Source organism: Falsiroseomonas oryzae, from assembly GCF_027856955.1.
Taxonomy (GTDB): Bacteria; Pseudomonadota; Alphaproteobacteria; order Acetobacterales; family Acetobacteraceae; genus Falsiroseomonas; species Falsiroseomonas oryzae.
This window is the reverse complement of sequence record NZ_JAPSMD010001035.1, coordinates 1-513: the sequence shown is the minus strand read 5'-3', so window position 1 is coordinate 513 and position 513 is coordinate 1. Positions and strand designations below refer to the sequence as shown.

Genomic DNA, 513 nt, shown 5'->3' with positions numbered 1-513 from the left:
CGTCGCCGCCTCCGCCCCCGCCTCGCCCAGCGTCACCGCGACGTCCACCTGCAGCGCGCCGCGCAGGCCCCCGGCATCCGCCGCGCAACCCAGCCGCGCGGCCAGCACCGCCGCCTCGTGCTCGTTCACCACCAGCAGGTCCAGCGCGCGCAGCGCCCCGAGCGGAAGTTCGCCGGGCGGCGCGAGATTCAGCACCACCCGCGCGCCGCGCGCCTTCGCGCGGTGGATCAGCGAAGCGACCTCCGCCGGCGGCACCTCCATCTGCAGCAGCAGGACGACGCCGGGGCCCAGCGCCGCGTCCTCCACCTGCGCCGCGCGGGCGTCCAGGTTGGCGCCGGGCGCCACGGCGATCTGGTTGCGCCCCCGCGGATCGACGCAGATCGCGGCGCAGCCGGTCGGCGCCTCCACCACGCGAAGCCGCGCCAGGTCCACCCCCGCCTCACGCAGCGCGGCGGTCGCGACCTCCGCGAAGCCGTCGCGGCCGACGCAGCCGGCGAAGACCGTGGCGGCGCC

General features: G+C 78.8%; 1 protein-coding gene. It reads right to left on the bottom strand.

Translation table 11 applies throughout. From position 1 onward, the window contains the following. Positions 1 to 513: PfkB family carbohydrate kinase (locus tag OZN99_RS33370; RefSeq protein WP_270939446.1), on the bottom strand; the 513-nt coding region annotated here is incomplete at both ends.